Source organism: Leadbetterella sp. DM7, from assembly GCF_040829825.2.
Classification (GTDB): domain Bacteria; phylum Bacteroidota; class Bacteroidia; order Cytophagales; family Spirosomataceae; genus Leadbetterella.
On the sequence record NZ_JBFOLH020000041.1, the window covers coordinates 1 to 1445 of the forward strand.

At 42.3% G+C, this 1445-nt stretch carries 2 protein-coding genes; both read left to right on the forward strand.

Going from position 1 to position 1445, the window contains the following annotated elements; genetic code table 11:
• Nucleotides 1-63 precede the first annotated feature (63 nt).
• On the forward strand, nucleotides 64-447 hold the full coding sequence (locus tag AB2U10_RS19110) for a transposase (protein WP_367916684.1): 384 nt from the start codon (nucleotides 64-66) through the stop codon (nucleotides 445-447).
• A complete protein-coding gene (locus AB2U10_RS19115) occupies nucleotides 444-1322 on the forward strand; it encodes a transposase (RefSeq protein WP_493820785.1) in 879 nt (292 codons plus the stop codon). Before AB2U10_RS19110 ends, AB2U10_RS19115 begins: the two co-directional genes overlap by 4 nt.
• Nucleotides 1323-1445 lie beyond the last annotated feature (123 nt).

Genomic DNA, 1445 nt, shown 5'->3' on the forward strand with positions numbered 1-1445 from the left:
TGTCAGTGCCTGAAATAAGTTGACCGATTTTAAGGGAGGAACAAACTTAAAATTGGTATAACAATGGGAAAGATTTCATCAGGGTTTACGAGAAGTGTTTCAGAGCGTCGTTATCGTCACTTTAGCGAAGAATTCAAGCGATCTAAAGTAGCCGAGATTCTAGAAGGTCGTTGCACGGTTTCCGAACTATGCCGGGTTCATGAATTGTCCTTTACTTCGGTATATCGCTGGATATCCTTATATTCGACACATCAAAGACCAACACGAACGATTGTGGAATCCAAGAGTGATACTCAAAAGATTTTAGCTTTGCAAAAGCGTATTGCAGAGCTGGAACGGCTGGTAGGCCAGAAGCAGGTACAACTTGAGTTTAAAGAGAAGATGATTGAGCTGGCAGAAGAGCTCTACAAGGTGGACATTAAAAAAAAGTTTACCGACACACCTTGATCTATTACTGGTATCATCGCAGTGAATTAAGCTCTAGTCTGAACTTTCTGTATAGTAGTGTGGGTATAAGCAAGCAAGGGGTACACCAGCTACTTAGCCGATCTGTTAGAGAGCAGGAAGAGATTCGCCTGCTTTTGGAGATCATCCACCAGATACGGAAAGATCATCCGCGGATGAGTTGCCGGAGTTTATACGACAAGATTAAGCCGGGATTCATGGGGCGGGATAAGTTTGAGGCCCTCTGTAAAGCATTTGGCTTACAGGTAGTTAAAGCCAGGAACGCTCGTAGAACTACCGACAGTTCGGGGGTAATTCGCTTTGAAAACCTATTGATTGATAAGGCGATTACAGACATCGATCAGGCCTGGAGCAGTGACATTACCTATTATGAACTCCAGGGGGTGTTTTATTATCTGACCTTCATACTGGATAATTATTCCAGGCGGATCCTGGGGTATTATGCCTCCGGAAGGCTCAATACAGAGAATACCACTTTACCAGCGATGAAGAGGGCTATCAGAACCCGGGGAGGAAGCTTAAAGGAAGGAATCATTTTCCATTCCGATGGCGGAGGACAGTATTATGATACCAGCTTCCTTGAGCTTACCCGAACGTATAAATTTAGAAACAGTATGTGTGAATATGGCTGGGAGAATGGCAAAGCTGAAAGAGTCAATGGGATCATAAAAAACAATTACCTGATCCCATGGGGAGTAAACACACCGGAGAGTTTATTGAAAAATCTTGACCGGGCCGTTCAACTCTATAACTTTGACAAACCTCATTCTGCGTTAAAAAGAATGACCCCTGTAGAATTTGAAAAAAAAGTGATAGCTTTATGTGTCCAAACAAAAGAAACCGCCTCAAAGATTTAAGTCCTAAAAGGCTCCAATCAATGAGACTGTTTTAAAATATCAAGTTCCAGCAACCACAAAAAACTGAACTGAAAGCGTATTTAAATAAAAGCAAATACGGTCAACTGTATTCAGGCATCGACA

Coding starts and splice junctions, on each gene's coding strand:
- AB2U10_RS19110 (WP_367916684.1), top strand. CDS start 64: ATGGGAAAGATTTCATCAGGGTTTACGAGAAGTGTTTCAGAGCGTCGT.